At 69.6% G+C, this 16,307-nt stretch carries 15 protein-coding genes; 4 read left to right on the top strand and 11 right to left on the bottom strand.

Translation table 11 applies throughout. The features are described 5' to 3' along the window. Window positions 1–71 precede the first annotated feature (71 nt). Together ACFTE1_RS17085 and ACFTE1_RS17080 are read right to left on the bottom strand one after the other, a co-directional pair. Window positions 72–1,304, bottom strand: coding sequence for a choice-of-anchor A family protein (locus ACFTE1_RS17085; protein ID WP_380624217.1), 1,233 nt, complete (start codon window positions 1,302–1,304; stop codon window positions 72–74). A gap of 158 nt (window positions 1,305–1,462) precedes the next feature. Then, the gene (locus tag ACFTE1_RS17080; RefSeq protein ID WP_380624219.1) at window positions 1,463–2,380 is read right to left on the bottom strand and encodes an AraC family transcriptional regulator; all 918 of its coding nucleotides are present in this window, start codon (window positions 2,378–2,380) and stop codon (window positions 1,463–1,465) included. 109 nt (window positions 2,381–2,489) lie between these two features. Between ACFTE1_RS17080 and ACFTE1_RS17075 the strand changes: the two genes are divergently transcribed. After that, complete coding sequence (locus ACFTE1_RS17075) at window positions 2,490–3,089, top strand: NAD(P)H-dependent oxidoreductase (RefSeq protein ID WP_380624221.1); 600 nt, start codon at window positions 2,490–2,492, stop codon at window positions 3,087–3,089. 177 nt (window positions 3,090–3,266) lie between these two features. On the opposite strand, the gene ACFTE1_RS17070 is transcribed toward ACFTE1_RS17075, so the two are convergent. The 7 genes from ACFTE1_RS17070 to ACFTE1_RS17040 all read right to left on the bottom strand — a co-directional run bounded on the left by ACFTE1_RS17070 (window position 3,267) and on the right by ACFTE1_RS17040 (window position 9,696). Beyond that, window positions 3,267–3,692 (bottom strand): DUF2550 domain-containing protein, encoded by a 426-nt coding sequence (locus ACFTE1_RS17070; RefSeq protein ID WP_380624223.1) that lies wholly within the window; start codon window positions 3,690–3,692, stop codon window positions 3,267–3,269. A 1-nt stretch (window position 3,693) separates the two neighbouring features. Continuing rightward, the gene (locus tag ACFTE1_RS17065; protein WP_380624225.1) at window positions 3,694–3,978 is read right to left on the bottom strand and encodes a F0F1 ATP synthase subunit epsilon; all 285 of its coding nucleotides are present in this window, start codon (window positions 3,976–3,978) and stop codon (window positions 3,694–3,696) included. Window positions 3,979–4,163: 185 nt separating this feature from the next. Continuing rightward, entirely contained in the window at window positions 4,164–4,841 is a 678-nt protein-coding gene (locus ACFTE1_RS17060; protein ID WP_380624227.1) for a Crp/Fnr family transcriptional regulator, read from the bottom strand. 406 nt (window positions 4,842–5,247) lie between these two features. Then, window positions 5,248–7,164 carry a MarP family serine protease gene (locus tag ACFTE1_RS17055; RefSeq protein ID WP_380624229.1) on the bottom strand — a complete coding sequence of 639 codons (1,917 nt, stop codon included), beginning with the start codon at window positions 7,162–7,164 and terminating at the stop codon, window positions 5,248–5,250. Further along, window positions 7,161–7,739, bottom strand: coding sequence for a TlpA family protein disulfide reductase (locus tag ACFTE1_RS17050; RefSeq protein WP_380624231.1), 579 nt, complete (start codon window positions 7,737–7,739; stop codon window positions 7,161–7,163). Before ACFTE1_RS17050 ends, ACFTE1_RS17055 begins: the two co-directional genes overlap by 4 nt. Beyond that, window positions 7,736–8,503, bottom strand: coding sequence for an endonuclease III (gene nth / locus ACFTE1_RS17045; RefSeq protein WP_380624233.1), 768 nt, complete (start codon window positions 8,501–8,503; stop codon window positions 7,736–7,738). Before nth ends, ACFTE1_RS17050 begins: the two co-directional genes overlap by 4 nt. A gap of 62 nt (window positions 8,504–8,565) precedes the next feature. Beyond that, window positions 8,566–9,696 carry a S8 family peptidase gene (locus ACFTE1_RS17040; protein WP_380624235.1) on the bottom strand — a complete coding sequence of 377 codons (1,131 nt, stop codon included), beginning with the start codon at window positions 9,694–9,696 and terminating at the stop codon, window positions 8,566–8,568. A gap of 379 nt (window positions 9,697–10,075) precedes the next feature. Between ACFTE1_RS17040 and ACFTE1_RS17035 the strand changes: the two genes are divergently transcribed. From ACFTE1_RS17035 to ACFTE1_RS17025, 3 genes are all read left to right on the top strand, one after another. Continuing rightward, window positions 10,076–12,214: an SseB family protein gene (locus tag ACFTE1_RS17035; RefSeq protein ID WP_380624237.1), complete on the top strand. Its 2,139-nt coding sequence runs from the start codon at window positions 10,076–10,078 to the stop codon at window positions 12,212–12,214. 2 nt (window positions 12,215–12,216) lie between these two features. Further along, on the top strand, window positions 12,217–12,579 hold the full coding sequence (locus tag ACFTE1_RS17030) for a hypothetical protein (RefSeq protein ID WP_380624239.1): 363 nt from the start codon (window positions 12,217–12,219) through the stop codon (window positions 12,577–12,579). A 176-nt stretch (window positions 12,580–12,755) separates the two neighbouring features. Further along, the gene (locus ACFTE1_RS17025) at window positions 12,756–14,378 is read left to right on the top strand and encodes a DUF885 domain-containing protein (protein ID WP_380624241.1); all 1,623 of its coding nucleotides are present in this window, start codon (window positions 12,756–12,758) and stop codon (window positions 14,376–14,378) included. A gap of 113 nt (window positions 14,379–14,491) precedes the next feature. On the opposite strand, the gene ACFTE1_RS17020 is transcribed toward ACFTE1_RS17025, so the two are convergent. Next, window positions 14,492–15,325 carry a CHAD domain-containing protein gene (locus tag ACFTE1_RS17020; RefSeq protein WP_380624243.1) on the bottom strand — a complete coding sequence of 278 codons (834 nt, stop codon included), beginning with the start codon at window positions 15,323–15,325 and terminating at the stop codon, window positions 14,492–14,494. Window positions 15,326–15,338: 13 nt separating this feature from the next. Then, window positions 15,339–16,187 carry an NAD(P)H-binding protein gene (locus ACFTE1_RS17015; protein ID WP_380624245.1) on the bottom strand — a complete coding sequence of 283 codons (849 nt, stop codon included), beginning with the start codon at window positions 16,185–16,187 and terminating at the stop codon, window positions 15,339–15,341. Window positions 16,188–16,307 lie beyond the last annotated feature (120 nt).

Raw genomic sequence — 16,307 nt, 5'->3', positions numbered from 1 at the left:
CACGCGAAAGGGCCCCGGCGAAGCCGGGGCCCTTTTTCAAAGCCTCGTGGGAATCAGAAGGCTCTGCGCGCTCAGGAGTCCTGGCGCAGTGCGCGGTTGAAGAAGAACAGCGCCATGCCGCCGACGAGTGCGGCGCCGATGCCGCCCGCGATCCAGACCGGCATGCTCGCGCCGGTCTTGGGAAGGCGCTCCTGGGCCTCCTCGCTCAGCTGGATGTGGCCCTGTTCGGCCAGTGCGGTGTTCTCGGCGGGGATCATCCCGCAGCCGGGCAGCTCGCCCTCGAACGGGTAGGCATGGAACTGGGCGTCCTCGCCCTTGTGGACCAGGTTTCCGGCGGTGTAGAAGCGCCCGGACAGGCCCGGGACCGACACGGTAGAGGTACTCGCGGCGTTGCCCACCAGGACGGTGCCGAAGAACTCCCCGTCGCCGCGGAACGCGACCTCGGTGGCCATCGGGATGTTCCACATCAGCCGCTCGCGCAGGCCCTCCCAGCTCTCGTCTCCGCCGGCCACGTTGAAGGAGGCGCTGTCGCCGAGGTGGTTGACGACCACCGTCGCGTCGGCGGGTATCCGCTCGAAGGACAGGCTCGCGGCCTCCTTCTGGGACAGTTCGGCGTCGACGGTGAAGTACTGAACGCGGGAGTAGCCGTTGCCGGTGAAGACGACCCGTCCGTCCTCGTCGCGCTCGACGGTGCCGGTGGCGGCGTCGGTGGCGCACTTGGCGATGCTGGCCAGGTCCACGTTGAACTCGCCGGCGGCGTCCGGGGCGTGGACGAACTCGGCCGAGTCCTTCTCGGCCTCTTCGGCCTCCAGCTCGCCGCCGTAGCTGACGGAGCCCGCGGCCTCGCCTTCGCCGGCCGACAGGCGCTTCTTCTCGGCCACGGTCAGGTCGCCGCCGACGACCAGGTAGTCGGATCCGGGAGCCGGGCCGACGTGGGATCCGTTCTCGGCGGTGCCGACGGAGTAGACGCCGTCGCCCTCCACGGTGAAGTCACCGTCGACGACCACGCGGCCCTCTGCCGCGGCCGCCCCGTCGGCGGTGAAGTCACCCCCGGCGTAGACGTTGACCGAGTCGTCGGCCCACGCCTCCTCGCCGTCCGTCTCGTCCTCAGAGCCGGCGTCGTCCTCGCCCTTCTTCTCGTCCCCGTCGTGGAGCGCGGGGTAGGCGTCGGGGCACCGGTCGCCGGTGCAGACGCCGAACCCTTCGGGAAAGAGGGTGTCGGCGGCCGCCGGGGAGGGGGCGAGCAGGAGTCCGGCGGATACCGCCGCGGTGCCGGAGAGCAGTCGGAGAACTGACTTGGGCATGAACACTTCCTCTGGCGAAGTTGCACTTCGGAATGGCGTGGATCTAGGACAGGAGTTCTATTTCCTTGTGTCCCAGGCGGAGGACGGGGATCCTCGGCCTCAATTGTGTCCCGCGCGAGGCTCTTGCCCAAACGTGCGACGCAATCGAGGACGAAATTTTATGCACTTGTTACCGTGGTCCGGTATTTTGAGGGGCTGACGTGGCGCGCCGTCTTGAAGGCGTTGCTGAACGCGAACGAGTTGGCGTAGCCCACCTCGCGGGCTATGGCGCCGACGCTCAGATCGGTCCCCCTCAACAGGTCTTCGGCGCGCGTCATGCGGATCTGCGTGACGTAGCGCAGCGGCGTCTGGTCCATGACGGTGCGGAAACGGTCGGCGAACAGCGCCCGAGAGACCTTGGCGCGTTCCGCGAGGCCGGTGACGGTCCACGGATGCGCCACGTCCGAGTGTACCGCTTCCAGTGCGGGGGCGATGACCTCGTCCCGCATGCCGCGGAACCAGCCGGGCGCACGGTCGCCCCGGCTCTCGAACCACTGGCGGAGGTTGCACACCAGTCCCCAGTCCAGGAAGCGGTCGGCGACGGCCTGGGCCCCGGCCCCTCCGGCGATCGTCTGGTCGAGAATGGAGTTCAGGACGGGCAGCGCGCCCTCCTGCTCCTTCTGGGCGATCAGCGGGGGCAGGGCCTTCAAGAGGGTCTCGTGGCCCCGCCCGGAGGCCTGGTAGTGGCCGGCCACGACCACGGCCGTGTCCGGGCAGCACTCGGCCATCGACTCGAGGTCCTCCCTGGGGCGGTTCCAGGTCTCGCACTCGGGGTCGTAGTCGGGCCCGTCCAGGGACTCGAGGCTGTCCACAATGCGCACCGGCTTTCCGGTGGCGACGATAGCGCTGCACCCCGCCTCCATGGGGGCGGTGGTGCCGTCGTGCAGGACGAGTACGGCCTCGCCCCGCAGGACGGTGACCAGCCGCAGCGGCGCGGGGGTCGTCAGCTCGATCGACCACGGCGGCGGCAGCGCGGCCCGGCAGAGGGTCGCTCCGTCGGAGCGGATGCCGCGCAGGAAGTCGCTCAAGGGATCCATGGGCTCATCCTAGACGATCTCGTATGTTCTTGCGAGTCTCAAGCATTCACAGTCCAAGCGAATAGTAGTTCAATGAGTGGTGGCAAGAGAATGATCGAAAGGAAAAGCCATGTCGCGCAACGCAATGGTCGTACACCCCCACCACCGTGACAACTCCCTCACGGCCTACCTGGCCCGCGTCGCCGAGAAGCGGCTGCTGTCCGAGGGCTACGAAGTCGACTTCCTCGACCTCGCCGCCGAGGGCTTCGACCCGGCCATGACCGAGGCCGACCAGCCCGACTGGGGCAACAGGGACAAGCGCTACTCGGACACCGTCATGGCCCACCAGGAGCGCCTCCTGGCCGTCGACAAGGTGGTCGTGGTCTTCCCCGTGTACTGGTTCTCCATGCCGGCCCTGCTCAAGGGGTGGATCGACCGGGTCTGGAACTACGGGTTCTCCTACGGGCGCAGCGTGCCGCGGCTGGGGAACCTGAGCGTCCTGTTCGTCGCGCTGGCCGGAGCGCAGGAGGACGTCGGCACCGACGTCGACTTCATACGATCCTCCCTCGACCTCGGCGTGCGCCGGGGTATAGGCGAGTTCAACGGCCTGAAGGAGACGGTGCTGCACCTCGTCGCCAACTCCGAGGGAGCGGACGTGGAGGACCGCGAAGGCCACTACGCGCGGATCGAGGAGGGTGTGACGGAGGCCGTCGCGGACTTCGCCCGCTGACCGCTGTCCGGGGCCGCTGACCGGAGGGGGCCGCGCCGACCGAACGGATGCCCGGGAACGGCCGCCGAGGAATCTCCCGAGTCCCGCCCGCGAAAGGCGCCGACCGCCGCCGTCAGGGCGCCACCCGGGCATGCGAAGGGCCGCCGAGCGCACGCTCGGCGGCCCTTCGGTGCTCTGTCAGCCGACGAACCCGGGAGGCGCGGCCTCCGACCAGGAAGAGAATCCCGTCAGGGCCGACTGCGACATGGCCAGCTCCACGGACTTGTCCGAGGTCTTGCAGACCAGGAGCCGCACCCCGTCGGGGAACATGAGCTCCTCGCCGGCCTCGGGCTCGCGGCGTTCGATGATCATGAGGTCTCCCTGGCGCAGGACGAACCGTGGCCGGGGCGACAGGGAGAACATGCGGTACCAGCGGACCTCCGGGCCCGCGTAGACGGCGTAGCCGGGAGCCCAGCCCCTGCCGGGGGCTCGGGCGTGGATCCGGGCCGCCATGGCGACCGAGGCCGCGTCCCGCGTGAGGATTCGGCGGCGCGAATAGGTCGCCGCCAGGCACACTGCCGCCAGGAGGACGAGCCCCGCGATGATCAGCAGTGCGACCCACATGCTAGGCCGCCGTCTCGACCTGTTTCGCCGTCTCGGCGAGGATGGTGATTCCGTCGCTGGTGACGGAGAGGAATCCGCCCTCGACGTCGAAGTCGAGGCGTTCGTCTTCGCTCGTGAACAGGTGCACGTGGCTGTCGACGGCGATCTCGCCGAGCATCGGGATGTGTCCGGGCAGGACGCCCAGCTCACCCTCGGTGGTGCGGGCGTAGACGGACTTGGCCTCGCCTTCCCAGACCGGGGATTCGACGGCCACCAGCTTGACGTTCAGGGGAGATTGAGTAGCCACGGCTCTCCTTCGTAGTTCGGAACGAGTCAAAGAAAAGTCTAGCTCAATTGTCAGAGTTAGCTGCGACACGCCACTCGGACGCGGGAACGCCGGCGGCGCCGCCACGAGGGCGGATAAAGCCGAGGCCGCCGTGCCGGTGAGACCCGGCGCGGCGGCCACTCGAACATTTGATCGGACCAGGTCCGCTAGACGCGGGCGCGGCGCGCCAGTCGCTCGGGGTCCATGATGATCACGCTCTTGCCGTCCAGGCGCAGCCAGCCGCGTCCGGCGAAGTCGGCCAGGGCCTTGTTCACCGTCTCACGGGAGGCGCCGACCAGCTGGGCGAGCTCCTCCTGCGTGAGGTCGTGGGTGACGCGCAGGACGCCGCCGTCGCGGGTGCCGAAGCGGCTGGCCATGTGCAGCAGCGCCTTGGCCACGCGGCCGGGGACGTCGGTGAAGATCAGGTCGGCCATCGAGTCGTTGGTCCGGCGCAGACGGCGGGCGATCACGCGGAGCAGCTGCTCGGCGATCTCGGGCCGGTTGGTCAGCCACGGACGCAGGGCGGTCTTCGAAAGGCGGGCCAGGCGCGTGTCGGTCAGCGCGGTGGCGGTCGCCGTGCGCGGGCCCGGGTCGAACAGGGCCAGCTCACCGACCATGTCGCTCGGTCCCATGACGGCGATCAGGTTCTGCCGCCCGTCGGCGGAGCGGCGGCCGAGCTTCACCTTGCCGGACATGACGATGTAAAGGCTGTCCCCGGGCTCGTTTTCGGTGAAGACGGTCTGGCCCTTGTTGACGTCGATGTACTCCATCTCTTTGATGAGGGACTCGACTGCTTCGGGGTCCACGCCCTTGAAGAGGGCGGCCCTGGCCAATACATCTTCCATGTCCTTCTCGCACCTTTCTCGTGAGCACTTATCATGCTTGTGTCATAGAGTCTATGTCCGCGATCACTCCGGGAAGACGGAAATGTTCCTTTTGCGACCGCACCCCGCAATTGACATTCCGTCTCTCGTGTCCAGTCGAGGGATTCTCACCCCCTCGGGCGTGCGGCGGGCACTTGACGCGGCATCCCCTGAGGCACCGAAACCTCACAAAAGGAGGACCCGTCACTGCGGTGGCGGGGAGGCTGTCAATGTCAATTCAGTGTGACGTCCTATAGCGTACTTCTTAATGTGACCGCTGCCCACACATGTGAGGACTAACTCAGTCGCGGGTTACATGTTCTGGTAGAAGACACGTTACCCGAGTCACGGAGGGGCGGGCGCGGCGGCTCGCGGCCGACGGAGGGGCTCACGCGGTGCACGGACCGGTCTCGACCGGGGATTTCGAGCTGCGGCCCTCCTCCATGATCCCCTGCGACTCAGCGAGAGTCAAGGCGTAGCCAGTCTCGGGATCGTCCAGCGCGGCCGCGAAGACCACTCCCACGACCGACCCGTCCGTCCCCAGGAGAGGGCCGCCGGAGTTGCCGCTGATGACCTGCGCGCGAAGCTGGTAGACCTCCCTCGTGGTGGACCCCGAGTCGTAGATGTCCGGACCGGTCACCACTCTGGAATCACGCACGCGTGCCGCCGTCGACGTGTAGCCGCCCCCGCCGGGATAGCCCACCACGATGGTGTCGTCCCCGTCCTGCGCTGGGGCGTCGGCCAGCGGAAGCGTCGGGGCGCCCAGCCCGGGCACGTAGAGGACGGCCAGATCCGTCCGCGCGTCGAACTCCGTCACGACCGCGTCGAGCAACCGCCCGCCGGACTCCACCTGAACGTGGTCCGTGCCGGCCACCACGTGCGCGTTCGTGACGACCCTCTCAGGGGCGTACACGAAGGACGAGCCCTCGATCTGGCGCGAGCACGACGGGGCCGACCCGTGGACCTTCAGCACACTCGCGTGCGCCTCCTGCACCACCGGGGACGCCTGCAGCTCCGGGTCGGGAGGCGGCACGTCCGGAGCGTCGGTCGGGCGGAGGCCGCCGAAGACGTCGGGGATCTGCGAGGTGTTCAGCTCGTCCCGCATCGCCTGGTATACGCCCCGCACCGGCGGGGGCATGTTCTCGTCGATGACGCGCACCAGGTGCGAGTGGCGCACCGACGAGGCGACCTGCGGGATCGCCGACATCGCCAGGGGAGCGGCGATGAGCCAGGTGGCGAGCACGACGGCCAGGAGCGAGACTATGGGCCCGCCGATCTTGTCCAAACGGACCGAACCGGAATTCTTCAAACGTTTGCGCAGCTTATAGCCCAGCCACGTGAGCAGCGCCTGACCGGCCAGCGCGAGGGCGAAGATGACGAGGAGAGCGGAGACCAGCTTGGCCGTCGGCTCCTGGTAGAACTGCGCCACGAACGGGACCAGGAGGACCCCGGCGATCGCTCCGCCGAGGAATCCCACGAACGTGGCGCCGGAGATGATGAAGCCCTGCCGGTAGCCGTGGATCGCGAACAGGAGCGCCAGCACCACGATGAGGACGTCGATGACGAGTCCCCCGGTCTCTCCTGGCATGGCGGCCCTTCCCTCTCCGGCCTCGCTGCGGCCTAAGCGTCGAGTCCGGCTATTCTGCCAGATTTCCCTCTCCCGGTCGAGCGAGAAGCGGCGATCGGGGTCCCAGGCGCGTTCCAGCCCCGCGGTGTTCACCAGCCAGGAGAGCACTCCGCCGGTGAAACCCCAGATCAGCGGGACGCCGGGCACTTCGAAGCCCGGCCCGGTCCTGCCGTTGGGATAGGCCACAGTGCCGCGGTTCCCCGGGTCGGCCAGGTCCTCCAGCGAGACCGAGTGCGCCGCCGCCACCTCGCCCGTGTCGACCGGCTCCACCGGGTGCGGCTCGCGCCAGTGGGAGACCACGCAGGTCACGAGGAAACCCGAGACCGGGATCCACAGCGGGGGAAGTTCGGTCCCGATGTCGACGCCGGCGGGCTTGACCCCCAGCTCCTCCTCGGCCTCCCGCAGCGCCGCCGTGGGCGCGTCGGGATCGCCCGGTTCGACCGCACCTCCGGGGAAGGAGATCTGCCCTGGATGGTGGCGCAGGTGGTGCGCCCGCTCCTGCAGGAGCACCCGCGGGCCCGCCCCGTCGCCCTCGGAGGAGAGCAGCACCAGCACGGCGGCGTTGCGGGCGCCCGAGGAGCGCTTCGCGGCCGGCAGCAGCCCGTTGGCGTCGGGGTCGGCCTTCTCCCTGTCTATGGCGTCGACGAGGTCGACGAACCACCGCGGTTCACCGGTCATGGGCTCAACTCCAGGTTCAGGGTGCGGTTGGCCAGGTCGACGAGCCCCGCGTAGTCGATGCCCGGCTGGTTGACCACCGCGGCGGTCGACCCGTCCGCGTTCACGGTGACCAGCCCGGGGAGGCCCACGATCGAGAAGGCGCGGCGGACCCGGCCCTCGGGGTCGAAGACGCTGGGGAAGGTCATGCCGAAGTCCTCGGCGAACCAGAGGGCCTTGTCGCGCCGGTCCTCGGTGTCGACTCCGAGGAGGGTCACGGCGTCCCCGTGCGCCTGGAAGAACTTCTCCAACTCGGGGGTCTCCTCCCGGCACGGCTCGCACCAGCTGGCCCACAGGCTCAAGAGGAGGGGCTTGCCCTCCCTGATGCCGATCTCCGCCGCCTCGTCCGTGCCCAGGCAGGTCAGCCCGGTGACATCGCCCAGGTCCGCGACGGCGGTGTCCACAGGGGCGTCCGGGCAGGCCACGTCCCAGGTCGGCTCTTCCGCGCCGCCCTCCGACGTCGGCTCGCGGTCCTCGCCGCAGGCGCTCAGTCCGAGCGCCGCCACGGCCACGGCCCCCAACGCGCTGCGCCTCCTCATTCGCCCCCCAGACTCGGGTCGACGCCCGCCAGTTCCAGCAGTTCCCTCTTATTGTCGCCCTTGACCAGGGGAGCGGCCTCGGCCGGATCGACCGGGCCGTCGCCGAAGGAGGGGCAGTAACGGGCCAGGGTACAGGCGCCGCAGGCGGGCTTCCTCGCCTGGCAGACGCGGCGGCCGTGGAAGATCACCCGGTGGCTGAACATGGTCCAGTCCCGCTCCGGAACGAGTTTCTGCAGCTCGAACTCCACCTTCACCGGGTCGTCGGCCTCTCGGAAGCCCAGGCGCCGGGTCAGGCGCAGCATGTGCGTGTCGACCGTGATGCCCGGGAAGCCGAAGGCGTTGCCGCGGATGACGTTGGCCGTCTTGCGCCCGATGCCCGGCAGCTTCACCAGCTTGTCCAGCTCCCGCGGGAGGACGCCCTCGTAGCGCTCCTCCAGCGCTTTGCCCAGCCCGATGATGGACTTGGCCTTGTTGCGGTAGAAGCCGGTCGAGCGGATCAGGCCCTCCACGTCCTCCGGGTCGGCGTGCGCGTAGTCGGAGGCGGTGCGGTACTTGGCGAACAGGGCCGGAGTGGTCTTGTTGACCCGCTCGTCGGTGCACTGCGCCGAGAGGATCGTCGCGATCGCCAGCTCCAGGGGGTTGGAGTAGTCCAGCTCGCAGTGCGCGTCCGGATGCGCCTCGGCCAGCAGCTTGTCCACGGTGCGTGCGCGGCGCTTTCTGGCGAGCTCGGACTCGGTTCCCTTTTTTGCGGCGGCTGCAGTCACGGTTCTAGCTTACGTGACCGTTCCGCGGATCCCGGCCACGCGATCTCGGGGTCATAGGGGCCTCATACACCGGCGGTCGAGCGGGCCGGAGCGGGCTCGCCGGCGGCGCCGCTCTCGCGCCGCCGCGGGCGGATCCACGCGGCGACGGCCGTCAACAGGACGAGGACGACGGCGGCGGCCCCGGCCTCGGCCACACCCAGGCGCGCCTGCCGGACCGGCTGCTCGACGACGACCGTGTCGGGGTCCACCCCGATCGCGGCGGCGACGTCGAGGACTCCGGCACCCGTGTCGGCGCCGGCCGGCCGGGCGGTGTCCAGCAGCATCTGGCGGACCTCGTCGGCGCTCGCGCCGGGGTTCTCGGCGCGCAGGAGGGCTGCCGCGCCCGACACGAGCGCGGTGGAGAAGGAGGTGCCGGTGACATTGCGGTAGCCGCCGCCGGGGGAGGGGGCGCGCAGGTTGACCGACGGGGCGGCGATGGTGGTCTCGTCGCCGGTGATGGCGCTGGGCCAGCGTTCGCCGCTGGGGCCGACGCCGGTGACGGCCATGGTGAGCGGGTCGCGTCCGGGGTACCAGACGGCCGGGTCGTCCTCCTCGTCGCCGTTGCCCGTGCAGGCGACGACGAGGACGTCGTTGCGCGCGGCGTAGGCCAGCGCGTCGGCGAGGGCGTAGGCGGACTGCTCTCCGCCGAGGGAGAGGTTGACGACGTCGGCGCCCTGGTCGACGGCCCATTCTATGGCGCGGGCGACGACGGTCGCGTCGTGGTAGCGGTTCTCGTCGTCGAGGACCCGCACGGGGAGGATGTCCGCCTCGGGGGCGATGCCGGGGGTGGGGGAGTCCTGCCCGCCGGCGATGAGCGCGGCCACGGCGGTGCCGTGGCCGACGGGGTCGAGGTGGCCGTCGTCGTTGGCCTCCTCGTCGGACTCGGAGTCGTCCTCGATGACGTAGGAGATGCCGTCCAGGACGCTGCCGTCGAGGACGGGGTGGCTCTCGTCGACGCCGGAGTCGACGACGGCGACGGTGACTCCCTCTCCGAGGCCGTATTCCCAGGCACGCCCGGCCCCGATGTCGCGGTAGTACCAGGAGGAGAGGTCTATGGCCTGCGCGGGGGCGGGCTGGAGGGTCCAGGCGGCGGCGCAGATCAGGACGGTGAGGAACCGCGCGCGCCGACGCGTCCTCACTGAGGGTGCCTCCATCGTTGACATAATGTAGGGATGTTGCCATGGATCGGGGCCGCCGGAAGGGAATGACACGATTTCGGTCGCGGTGTTCCCAGCTGCTCCTGTTCCACCCCTTGCCTTTTAACACGAACGTGGGATTACGGCGCGCTATCGCGCCACCGGTGCCGAGGGCGCCAGCCCCTCCGGACGGCGCCCTGAGTAAAATGAAGGTCCCTCGATAATCCGGCCGATACGGAGTAACGGACAGCACGACGGAGCCGCAGGACCGCCCGCGCCGAACCTGCCGGAACGGCCGTTCGTGCACCCCGGAACGGTCCGACCGCACCGCACAGGGAAAGCCCTGATAGCAAGGGGAGCCCCGAATGCCAAGGGAAGGAACAAAGCGGTAAGCAGCATGTGGGAACCGACTACCGATACCGAGAACCGACTGCGCGAAGCGCTGAGAGCCGAAGACCAGGACGGCTATTTCCAGATCCTGTCCGGCACCGAGCTGTTCCTCCCCGTGGCCGGCGAGCAGGCTCCCGACGGTTCGGACTCATGGGCCACCTGGACCTCTGACCAGCGCACGCACGTGCTGGCCTTCACCTCCGAAGCGGCCATGCAGTCCTGCCTGTCCGCCGCCGGGCCGACGCCGGCCAAGCGGCTGCGCTTCGCAGACCTGGCCGCGGCCTGGCCCGACGACCAGTGGTGGCTGGCGGTGAACCCCGGCCTGCCGATCGAGGGCTACCTCCCCGCCTGGTTCGTCGCCGAGACCGCGCAGAGGGCGCAGGGCGGCGACCGGATCTTCCCCGAGGCGCCGTCCGTTCCGGACGTGGCGGACACGGCCGTGAGCCCCGCCCGGGCGCCGCAGCCTCCCGCGCCCTCGCAGCCGGCTCCGGAGAGCACCGGACCGCTGCCTACCGCTCCGCCGAAGCCGACCATCGCCGGCGAGACCTCCACCGGGCTGCCGAAGAGGCGGCCCGCCCCCGAGTCGACCGACGCGTCCGCGCTGGACGCCTTCGGCTCCTCCGAGCCGGCCGGCCCCCCGGCCCAGTCGGCCCCCTCGGCGGCCGACGCCTTCGGCTCCTCCGCTCCGCAGTCGTTCGGCTCCGCGCCGTCGGGCCCCGACGCCTTCGGATCGGGCGCCGGTTCCGCGCCCGTGGCTCCCGACCCGTTCGGTTCGGGAGCGGGGTCTCCCGCCGCCGACGCGACCGGCTCGCGCCCCTCTTCCGACGTCTTCGGCTCCGGCCCAGCGCCCAGCGAGCCCGCCCCGAGCGGGTCCGCCGCCGACGCCTTCGGATCGCGCCCTCGAACCGACCCCTTCGCCACCGACGGACCGGCTCCCGACCCGTTCGCCTCCGAGTCCTCCACGTTCTCGGACGCCTACGGCTCCGCCGGTTCGCAGCAGAGCGCGCAGCCGGCGCTGCCGAGCCGCACTCCGCAGACGCCCTCGACCTCCGGGCCCCTGGCCGACAGCTCGTTCCCTCCGCCTCCGCCCACGCCCCAGTCCCCGGTGCCCCCGGCGGTTCCGCCGACGCCGGCCCCCGTCGGCCACCGGGCTCCCGAGACGACGGGCTCCGTCAACTCGGCGTTCGAGCGTCCGACCGCGTCCTCCGAGTTCACGGAGCTGACCGGCGAGGCCGCGGAGAAGGCGCTGTCCGAGGCCGCCCGCTCGGGCGACACGGAGGCGTTCCTCACGGCGCTGTGCCAGACGACCGTCCTCCTTCCCGTGGCGGACGAGGCCGTCGCCCACCTGCGCGTGGGCGACCCCTCCTTCCGCTGGGACTCCGACATCGTCGACGGGATCCACGGGATCACCGTCTACACCACCGCCGAGCGCATGGCCGAGCGATCCGGGCCGAAGCCGCACGTCACCGTGCCCTTCGGATGGCTGGCGCAGCACTGGCCGGGCAGCCAGTACGCGCTCTACGTCAACCCGGGCACCGACGCCGGGGCGAACATGTCCGGCGCGGAGATCCGCACCCTCCTGAACTGGGCGCGCTCCAAGGACCTCCTGTCGTTCGCCGATCGGCTCGAGGCTGGGCACGCCCGCGAGGCGGCCGCGGCCCTGGCCGAGGAGCGGCGCCGCCGCGCGCCCCGCGAATGGCAGAAGCTGCTGCCCCACCACCAGGTGCCCTACTACCTCGAACGCGGTTACGACCGGGTCGCCGGGCACATCAACCTGGTCGACGACGTCGCGGACCAGACCTCGCCGGCCGCGCTCTACGCCGCGCTGCAGCTGTCGTACGCCACCGGGGAGTTCAATCCCAACGACGACGAGGCGCACGTGATCCGCTGGACCGGGTACCGGACCGCGCTCTACAGCGAGCCGCGCTCCAACCCCGCCGGCGCGGACGTCTACTCCGTCCACTCGGTGCACCTGCCGCACGGTGCGTCCATGCACCGCCTGACCGCCGCCGGGGCCGTGACCGAGGTGGCCCGCTTCGACTCCGACCGTCGCGCCTGGGTGCCGTCGGGCGCGGCGACTCCGGCGATCGAAGCTTCCGAACACCCGCTCGACCAGCGTCAAGCGACGCAATGGGGAGGAATCTAGCCATGCGAGACGGATACGTCGCCCGGTGGAAGGGCGTCGAGTACGACTCGAGCCCGGACGGGATGCACGTGCGCCTGTACTCGCCGACTCCCGGCGAGGGGTTCGTGCAGATCGAGCAGGACCGGTTCCGGCGCGGGGTCCCGCTGACGGAGCTGGACGACTTCTTCTACGTGCGCACCGCCGCCAAGTGGCGGGGCGAGCCGTTCTACGTGCTGGGGGAGAACTCGAACTGGCTGCGGCTGGAGTACTGCGGCTCGAACCCGGACGCGGCCGCCCGCCTGGGGCTGGAGACCTACGACGCCGGGGTGTACCAGGCGTGGGCTCCCCGCGACGAGGTCTCGGACATCGTCGAAGAGTACATCTGAGCGAATCTTCCAGGGGCGCGGGTATACTCCCCCGCGCCCCTTTCTCTTAAGAAAATCTTATATATCCAGGTCATTTCTAATTCATCCCCTTTATCCGCCCGGGGGCGGTTGGCGGTACCTGACCCTGGCGTAGTACGCTTGGCCTATCCCAACTAGCCGACCGGTAAGCGAAGGCCATGACGTCTCCCATTTTCGAACTCGCCGACGAGTTCATCACCGCGCAGCTTAAAGACCACCCCGTCCACGCCACCTTCGTCGGCGTCGAGTCCGACCGGGACTTCGAGGACCTCGGACCCGCGCAGAAGCAGGCCGACCACGAGCGCGACAAGAGTGCCCTCGCCCGGCTGCGCGACCTCCCCTCCACCGGCAAGGCCGACGACCTCGCCCGCCTCCACATGAGCGAGCGCCTCGAGGCCGGCATCGCCGCCCACGAGTCCGGCGAGTGGATGCGCGAACTGCGCGCCCCCTTCGGCTTCGCCATGACCGTCAACTCCTACCTGCAGGCGATCCCCCGCAGCGACGACGAGTCGTGGAGCGAGTTCGCCCGCCGCGCCGAGGACTTCGGCCAGTCCTTCTCCACCTATCGCGAGACGCTCGACACCGGGCTCGCCGCCGGCAAGACCGCCGCGCGCCGCCAGGCCGTCGAAGCCGCCGCGCAGGCCCGCACCTACATCTCCGGCCGCAGCTTCGACAAGTTCGCCGCCGAGTACGGCGATGGCCCGCTCAAGGAGAAGATCGCCACCGCCCTGGAGACGGTCTACTCCCACCTCGACTCTTTCGCGACCTACCTCGAGAACGACTACGCGCCCAAGGCTCCCGAGGCCGACGGTGTCGGCGAAGAGCGCTACCGCGTCAACGCCCGGCTGCTGACCGGCGCCGACCTCGACCCGCGCGAGGCCTACGACTGGGGCTGGGAGGAACTGGCCCGCATCGAGGCCGAGATGGACGCCGAGGCGGAGAAGATCCTCCCCGGCGAGGGCCTCGACGCCGTCATCGACCACCTCTACAAGAACGAGCTGGTCCACGGCCTCGACGCCTACCGCGCTTGGCTCGAGGAAACCCACGAGACGGCCTTCCGGATGCTCGACGGCGTCCACTTCGACATCGACCCGCGCCTGCGCTCGCTCGACATCGACGTGCAGACCGACTCGAACTCCGGCGCCGCCTCCTACATGCGGCCCTCCGAGGACCTCTCCCGCCCGGGAAAGACCAACTGGCCGGTGCGCGGACGCGAGTCCTTCGCGACCTGGGACGAGCTGACGACCGTCTTCCACGAGGGCGTTCCCGGCCACCACCTGCAGATCGGCCAGCTTCGCGTCGTGGGCGACGGGCTGTCGCGTTTCTCCAAGATGCACATGCCCTCCTCCTACACGGAAGGATGGGCCCTCTACGCCGAGCGCCTGGCCGACGAGCTCGGCTGGTTCGAGACCCCGGCAACCCGCCTGGGGATGCTCACCTCCGCCGCCGTTCGCGCCGCCCGCGTCGTCATCGACATCGGAATCCACTGCGGCTACAAGCGTCCCGACGGGTCCGAGTGGACCTTCGAGTCCGCCCGGGAGTTCCTGGTCGAGCGCGGCCGCATCGCCGCCGACCGGGCCCGGCCCGAGATCGTCCGCTACTGCGGGTGGCCGGGACAGGCGATCTGCTACAAGCTCGGGGAGCGCGCCTGGATCGCCGGGCGCGACGAGGCCAAGCGCCGCCAGGGGGCGGCCTTCGACCTCAAAACATGGCACACGAACGCCCTCAACGCGGGGCCTGTCGGCTTGGACAACCTCACCGAGCTCCTCGCCGACGCTTAAGACCTTACTCTCTAGGGGGAACCGTTTGAGGATCTTCGATCCCCAAACGGTCGAAAGGCGCCGACTTCTGGTCCTTTGGTCGGCGCCTTTCGCTTACCCTATAACAGTTTCCCTCACGTCCAGGTCCTTGTCAGGTTCACGGCGATCTGGTCCGTCTCCTCCTGGAGCCGGTGGATCTCCCGCCTCTCCAGCTCCGCCATCGACATCGTCAGCTCCTCGGCCCTGTCCGACGCCGGCAGCTGCAGCAGCCAGGTCCGGGCGATCCCTGCCTGCAACAGGTCGTTCATACTGTCGTACAGCTTCCTCGCTCCATTCGCGATGTCCCCCACGGCCTTGCCCAGCGAACCCTCCGCCGCCTCGGCCATGTACCACGTGTCCCTGGAGGCGACCCTCGCCTGCTCCCTCGCCGCGTGCGCGTCCGCCGTGTGCGACATCTTCGCGTACGTGTCGAGCATGTGCGTCCTGGATCTGCTGATCAGGTTCATCAACGAGCCCGGCGTGCGCTTGCCCTCCGCCGTCAACTCCGGATGGTCGGAGAACATCCGCACCTGCGCCAACAGGGCCGCCACCCACGGCTGCTCCGCGATCGTGTGCACGTCCCGGTACGACTTCTCCCGCTCGTCCATCAGCTCCCCGTACCAGCCGGGCATCTCGTCCGAGGGCACCTCCAGCTGCGAGAGCCGGTTGCCGAAGTGCTCGGCCAGCGCTTCCATGTCCCTCGTCCGCTTCAACGCCCCCAGCAACTGCTCCAAGAGCGGACCGCCCACCGGCACCGTCACGAACAGGCTCCTGTACCCCCGGATCGCCGTGCGCACCCGGTAGATCCTCTGCCTCGTGTCCGCCGCCGATCCGGGCGTGCTGCGCAGCACCTCTCCCATGTCCGCGTTCAACTCGTCCACGTGGTCGCCCACGTAGTCCGCGATGACTTCTCCCGCCGTCCTGTCCATGATGGTCCCCCCTCTAGCCCTGGAGCGCTTCTCGGATCGCCTCCCGCAGCGATTTCGTCGGCCTGCTCAACAGGTCCGGCAGGTCGCTCGACATCGAGTCCAGGTCCCCCCGGGCCACGCCCGCGTCCCGGTCGGCCTTCATGCTCGCCGCCTCCAGGCCCACTCCCTGCTCCTGAAGGGTCTCCTTCAAAGCATCGGGGTCGAGGTTCTCGTACGCAACCGGCGTTCCCGACTCCCGCGTGAGCATCTCCGCGAACTCCTCATAGGTGAACGGCTCGTCGCCGGCCAGCTCGAACGCCCTGTCGACGCCGTGGTCCTCCGTCATCAGCACCGCCGCCGCCTCCGCGACGTCCACTCGTCCCGCCGCCGCGATCCGGCCCTTGCCCGCCGCGCCGTATATCCTCCCCGTATCCAGGTACCTCGGCACGTAATGCGTGAAGTTCTCCAGGTACCACGAGTGCCTCAAGAACACGTGGGGGATCTCCGACCTCTTGATGAACTGCTCGGTCGCCTCGTGCTCCGTGGCCACCGCCATCCCGTTCGTCTCCGCGTTCAGGATCGACAGGTACGCCAACAGGCCCACGCCCTCGTACTTCGCCGCGTTCACCACATTGTCGGCCTGCTTCAACCGCTGCCCGACCTCCGACGTCGGTATGAACACGAGCTTCTCCACGCCCCGCAGCGCCTCGTGCAGCGTCGCCGGCACGTCGACGTCCACGGGCCTCTTCTCCACCCGCACGCCTTCGGCCCCGGCCTCGTCCTGCACCAGCGCGACGATCCGCTCCGCGGGAACCTCCCGCTCCAGCAGTTTCTCAATGACCAGCGCCCCGATGGGACTGCTGGTCACGGTCACCCCGATCATGTCCAGCCCCCTGCGATCGTTCGATCCTTCGACTCGATCAAATCACAACGGGGCTCTACAATCGGGTGAATCCCGACTTCAGGCCCGGCGACTTTCGCCCGTCGCCCGAACCCCGGACAC

The sequence above is a fragment of the Salininema proteolyticum genome, assembly GCF_042685645.1.
GTDB classification, from domain to species: domain Bacteria; phylum Actinomycetota; class Actinomycetes; order Mycobacteriales; family Micromonosporaceae; genus Salininema; species Salininema proteolyticum.
The sequence above is the reverse complement of the archived record's forward strand: the minus strand, read 5'-3'. Positions and strand labels throughout refer to the sequence as shown.